The organism is Micromonospora sp. KC723, assembly GCF_004348595.1.
GTDB lineage: Bacteria > Actinomycetota > Actinomycetes > Mycobacteriales > Micromonosporaceae > Micromonospora.
This window is the reverse complement of sequence record NZ_SMKD01000239.1, coordinates 1-4,462: the sequence shown is the minus strand read 5'-3', so window position 1 is coordinate 4,462 and position 4,462 is coordinate 1. Positions and strand designations below refer to the sequence as shown.

3 protein-coding genes are annotated in these 4,462 nt (G+C 70.6%); 1 reads left to right on the top strand and 2 read right to left on the bottom strand.

The window, feature by feature from the left end:
* Window positions 1-277 precede the first annotated feature (277 nt).
* Together ctaD and E1165_RS28075 are read right to left on the bottom strand one after the other, a co-directional pair.
* Window positions 278-2,026, bottom strand: coding sequence for a cytochrome c oxidase subunit I (gene ctaD, locus E1165_RS28080; protein ID WP_132394712.1), 1,749 nt, complete (start codon window positions 2,024-2,026; stop codon window positions 278-280).
* 131 nt (window positions 2,027-2,157) lie between these two features.
* Window positions 2,158-3,267, bottom strand: a complete 1,110-nt coding sequence (locus E1165_RS28075; protein ID WP_132394711.1) for an FAD-dependent monooxygenase — start codon at window positions 3,265-3,267, stop codon at window positions 2,158-2,160.
* Window positions 3,268-3,671: 404 nt separating this feature from the next.
* On the opposite strand from E1165_RS28075, the gene E1165_RS28070 reads away from it, so the two are divergent.
* The coding region (locus E1165_RS28070) for a glycosyl hydrolase family 5 (protein ID WP_132394710.1) at window positions 3,672-4,462 on the top strand (791 nt) is incomplete at its 3' end.

Below are 4,462 nucleotides of genomic sequence, written 5' to 3'. Positions count from 1 at the left end.
CGCCACGATCCCCGGCCCCGCCACACCTGCGATCGGCCACGACCGGCGGCACAAGGCGCCATCGGTCGGCCCGGACACCCCGTCCGCGGCAGAGACAGCCGGGTCGGCGTCGTAGCCGTCGGTGCTCCCGTCCGCCGCAACCGCACTCCTCGGGTTGTCGGCCCGGACGCGGCTCGTCCAGGTCGCCGGAGCGCAAGGCAGCCGACCGCACGGCCGGAGGCGAATGGCAACGGCCGCCGTACCCAAGGGGTACGGCGGCCGTTGCGCGGACCGGACGTCAGCGCTGTCCGGAGGTGTCCTCCTGGTAGCTGGCGCCACCGTCGGACTCGCTGGTCAGCGGCTTGGCCCCACCCTCTGGCGGACCGGCCAGGGTCTGGCCGGCGGCCAGCTCGGGGAACTTGTAGTCGAACGCCGGCCGCTCGGAGCGGATCCGCGGCATCCGGTCGAAGTTGCGCAGCGGCGGCGGCGAACTGGTCGCCCACTCCAGCGAGTTGCCGTGGCCCCACGGGTCCTCGACCTCGACGATCGGGCCGGTCTTGTACGACTTCCAGCAGTTCCAGATGAACGGCAGGGTCGAGATGCCGGTGATGAACGCGCCGATGGTGGAGATCATGTTCAGCGTGGTGAAGCCGTCGCTGGGCAGGTAGTCGGCGTACCGGCGTGGCATGCCCTCGTTGCCCAGCCAGTGCTGCACCAGGAACGTGGTGTGGAAGCCGATCATCGTGAGCCAGAAGTGGATCTTGCCCAGCCGCTCGTCGAGCATCCGGCCGAACATCTTCGGGAACCAGAAGTAGATGCCGGCGAAGACGGCGAACACGATGGTGCCGAAGAGCACGTAGTGGAAGTGCGCCACCACGAAGTACGAGTCGTGCAGGTGGAAGTCGAGCGGCGGGCTGGCCAGCAGCACGCCGGTGAGGCCACCGAAGAGGAAGGTCACCAGGAAGCCGACCGAGAAGAGCATCGGCGTCTCGAAGGTGATCTGCCCCCGCCACATGGTGCCGATCCAGTTGAAGAACTTCATGCCGGTCGGTACGGCGATCAGGTAGCTCAGGAAGCTGAAGAACGGCAGCAGCACCTGGCCGGTGGCGAACATGTGGTGCGCCCACACGCTCATCGACAGGGCGGCGATGGCGATGGTCGCGGCGACCAGGCCCTTGTAACCGAAGATCGGCTTCCGGGAGAAGACCGGGATGATCTCGCTGACGATGCCGAAGAACGGCAGCGCGATGATGTACACCTCGGGGTGACCGAAGAACCAGAACAGGTGCTGCCAGAGCATCGGCCCGCCGGTCGCCGGGTCGTACACGTGGGCGCCGAGCAGCCGGTCCGCGGCGAGCGCGAAGAGCGCGGCGGCCAGCAGCGGGAAGACCAGGATCGCCAGCAGGCTGGTGACCAGCATGTTCCAGGTGAAGATCGGCATCCGGAACATCGTCATGCCGGGGGCGCGCAGGGTGAGGATCGTGGTGATCAGGTTGACCGCGCCGAGGATCGTGCCCAGACCCGAGATGGCCAGGCCGACGACCCACATGTTCGCGCCGACGCCCGGCGCGTGCTCGGCGGTGCTCAGCGGGGTGTACGCGGTCCAGCCGAAGTCGGCCGCGCCTCCGGGGGTGAGGAAACCGGCCGTCGCCATGGTGCCGCCGAACAGGTACAGCCAGTAGGCGAACGCGTTCAGCCGGGGGAAGGAGACGTCGGGCGCACCGATCTGCAGCGGCACGACGTAGTTCGCGAAGGCGAACACGATCGGCGTCGCGAAGAACAGCAGCATGATCGTGCCGTGCATGGTGAACAGCTGGTTGTACTGCTCGGGTGACAGGAACTGCAGCCCCGGCCGGGCCAGCTCGGCCCGCATGATCAGCGCCATCAGGCCACCGATCATGAAGAACGCGAACGCGGTGACCATGTACATGATCCCGATCTGCTTCGCGTCCGTGGTGCGCAGCAGCCGCGCGATGGCCGACCCCTTGACCGGCTCTCGGACCGGCCATGGCCGGGTCACGACCGGCTTGGGTGCGACGGTGGTCACGAATGGCCTCCGGTTCTCGGTTGTCCCGCTCGGCACGCGCTTGTCATCTGCGAGCCGTCATCCGCAAGGAGGATAGTCCCCGGCAGGTGGCAGCACCGCCGGGGGTCGTCCGGCAGGATGGACGGTCGCCCTCACAGCGGGCCCACGAGCAACCGGTAGTGCTCCCGGAAGATCCGCCCGCCGCGTCCGCGCAGCAGCGGGTCGCGCAGCGCGGGCGGCACGTCCCGGGTCCGGTTGCGGTCGCGGGTCCGGTCCCGCACCCATCGGGTACGCGGCCGGCGGCGACTCTCGTACGCGACCAGCGCCGCCTCGACGCTGCCGGCCGCGGTCAGCGACTCGGCGAGCACCACCGCGTCCTCCAGCGCCATCGCCGCGCCCTGGCTCAGCGTGGGCGCGGTGGCGTGCGCGGCGTCGCCGACCAGCAGCACCCGGCCCCGGTGCCAGCGCCCCAACTCGACCTCGTCGGTGAGCCCCACCTGCACCCGGTCGAGTGCCTCCAGCACCGCCGGGACCGGGCCGCCGTAGGAGCCGAAGAGCTCGTGCAGCCGGGCCAGCGGGTCGGCGGGGGGCTCGGTGCCGGCCTCGTCGGCGTACACGTGCAGTCGCCCGGCCCCGATCGGCACGACCAGGAACCCGGCGCGCTGGCCGAGCAGGGCGGTCCAGTCGGCGACATCCGGGCCGTCCCGGACCACGGCACGGTAGACCACCTGCCCGGCCGGCTGGGGCGGGCCACCGAGCGCGGCCAGGGCGCGGACCGCCGAGCGCGGCCCGTCGGCGCCGATGACCAGGTCGTACTCGCCGCCGGTGCCGTCGGTGAAGGTGACCCCGACGCCGTCGGACAGCAGCTCGACGGCGCTGATCTCGGCACCGTGCCGGACGGCGCCACCCGCCCCGCTGAGCAGCACCTGGTAGAGGTCGCGGCGGGGCAGCGCCCGGCATTCGCCCACCCCGGCCCAGAGCGCGTCGAGATCCACCTCGCAGAGCGGTGAGCCGGCCGCGTCGAGGAAACGCTGCCGGTGGATGACCCGGCCGAACGGGCGGACCGGGCCGTCGAGGTCCAGCCGGCGCAGCGCCCGCGCGGCGTTGCCGGGGAGGTAGAGGCCGGCGTCGACGAACTCGTTCGGAGGCAACTTCTCGGTGACATCCGGTCGGAAGCCGGCCAGGCGCAGCGCCCGGGCCACGGCGAGACCGGCGATGCCCGCGCCGACGACGAGGATGCGCAGGGGGGAGCTGCCACCCATGGTGGTGTACGCCTCCGGAGGGGTGCGGCACGCGTTGGAGGCAAGACACTACTCCCCGCGATTGACAGACGGTAGGCCCGGTCGCCCCTGCCGCGCATTCCCTCGGACGGGCCTCGCCACTTCCCTACCGCGTTCCCGCCCCCGGCCGGGTGAGCGCCCTCATCCGCACCGCCGCCCGGCCTCCACCGCCGGCTTGAGCTGCTGATCCATGGTGACCAATGGGAACGGTGCCGACCCCCGCGCGGGCGACGCCGAGCCGACACCCGGGGAACAGGATCGGAGGTCCTACCCGGTTCCGGTTGCGCTCTTGTTGCATAGATGTAAATGTGTCGAACAACCCATGGGAGCGCTCCCGCCGGTCCCGTCCCGCCCGGCGCCCCCGCGACAGAGCCCCGAGGAGCATCATGAGACGTCCACTCCGCGCGCTGGCCGTGGCCGGCCTGCTGGCCGCCGGCTCGCTGGCCGCCGTCACGTACGGCGGCACCGCCTCCGCCGACACCCAGATCTGCGAGCAGTACGGCTCCACCGTCATCCAGAACCGGTACGTGGTGCAGAACAACCGCTGGGGCACCACCGCCCAGCAGTGTATCAACGTCACCAGCACCGGCTTCGAGATCACCACCCAGCAGGGCTCCGCGCCGACCAACGGCGGACCGGTGTCGTACCCGTCGGTCTTCGTCGGCTGCCACTACACCAACTGCTCCCCCGGCACCAACCTGCCGATGCAGGTGGACCGGATCAGCACCGCCACCAGCAGCATCAGCTACCGGTACGTCAGCGGGGCCACCTACAACGCCTCGTACGACATCTGGCTCGACCCCTCGCCGAAGCGCGACGGGGTAAACCAGATGGAGATCATGATCTGGCTCAACCGGCAGGGTCCCATCCAGCCCATCGGCTCACGGGTCGGCACCGCCACCATCGACGGGCGGAGCTGGGAGGTCTGGCGCGGCAGCAACGGGTCCAACAACGTCATCTCGTACCTGGCTCCGTCGACGATCTCCAGCGCAGACCTCAACCTGCTGGCGTTCATCAGGGACACCCGCGACCGGGGCGCGATCACCAACAGCTGGTACCTGACCAGCATCCAGGCCGGCTTCGAGCCGTGGCAGGGCGGCGTGGGCCTGGCCGTCAACTCCTTCTCGGCCAGCGTCAACGGCGGCGGCGGCCCGATCACGCCGCCGCCGTCCACCCC